Source organism: Cellulomonas septica, from assembly GCF_012396155.1.
Classification (GTDB): domain Bacteria; phylum Actinomycetota; class Actinomycetes; order Actinomycetales; family Cellulomonadaceae; genus Cellulomonas; species Cellulomonas septica.
In genome coordinates this window covers 1-1,064 of sequence record NZ_JAAXOY010000896.1, presented here as the reverse complement: position 1 = coordinate 1,064, position 1,064 = coordinate 1, and the positions used below count along the sequence as shown (strand labels likewise).

Genomic DNA, 1,064 nt, shown 5'->3' with positions numbered 1-1,064 from the left:
GAGGGCGGGGGCGGCGGACGGTCGGGGCGAGGCGGTCGTCACGGGCACGCGCCTACGGTAGTCGGCACGCCTGTGCGGTCCGGCTCATGCCCGCCGTGCGTACCGCAGATGGACCACGCCCTCGGAGAAGGCGCGCTCCTCGACCAGGCGCAGGTCGAGGCGCAGGCCGTCGGGCAGGAACCGCGTGCCGCCGCCGACCGCGACCGGGACGACGAACACCAGCACCTCGTCGACGAGACCCGCTCGCAGCGCGTGCGCCGCGAGGGTCGGGCCGCCGATCGACACGTCCGCGGGCGACGCCTCGACGAAGGCGCGCACGGCCACCGGGTCGAACGTCCGCTCCAGGCGCGTGCGGGCCGTGGTCACCGCGTCGAGCGTCGACGAGTACACGACCTTGTCCGTGTCCTGCCAGACGGCCGCGTAGTCGAGGATCACGTCGGGCGCGTCGGGCAGCGTGTGCGCGGTCTCCCAGAACTGCATGACCTCGTACATGCGCCGGCCGTACAGGTAGGTGCCGACCGGTCGCTCGAGGTCGTTGACGTACGCGTGCACGTCCTCGGGCGGGCGCGCCCAGTCGAACGCGCCGGTCGCGTCGGCGGTGTACCCGTCGAGCGACGTGATCCCGGCATAGAGCAGCGCCACCGCGTCCCCTCCCTCGCTCGTCGCCCGCGCCGACGGGCAGCACCGGTCAGCCCTGCGGTCGCAGCGCGATCGCCATCGCCTCGACCGCGAGCAGCGGCGCGACGTTCCCCGCGATGCGCGTGCGCGCCTGCCCCACGGCGTCCATGCGCCGCAGCGTCTGCTCGGGCGTGCTCTGCGCGGCGAGCGTGCGGACCCCCTCCGCGTGCTCGACGTTGACGAGCTCGACGCCCGCGCCCAGCTGCACGACCAGCACGTCGCGGTACAGCGAGAGCAGGTCGACCATCGCGCGGTCCAGCACCGACACCCCCCAGGCAGGTGCCCGATGACCGGCTTCGGCGTCGAGGTCCGCGACCTCACCGCCCGCTACGGCACGACGACCGCGCTCGACGCGGTGTCCTTCGAGATCCGCCCCGGCGCGATCA

Annotated in this window: 1 protein-coding gene and 1 pseudogene; both read right to left on the bottom strand. The window is 74.2% G+C overall.

Features of this window, described 5'->3' with window-relative positions:
* Positions 1 to 84: 84 nt before the first annotated feature.
* Positions 85 to 642 carry a dihydrofolate reductase family protein gene (locus HGA02_RS20105; protein ID WP_168681198.1) on the bottom strand — a complete coding sequence of 186 codons (558 nt, stop codon included), beginning with the start codon at positions 640 to 642 and terminating at the stop codon, positions 85 to 87.
* A gap of 46 nt (positions 643 to 688) precedes the next feature.
* Positions 689 to 943: pseudogene (locus tag HGA02_RS20100) on the bottom strand (DNA polymerase III subunit delta'); the annotation flags it as partial.
* Positions 944 to 1,064 lie beyond the last annotated feature (121 nt).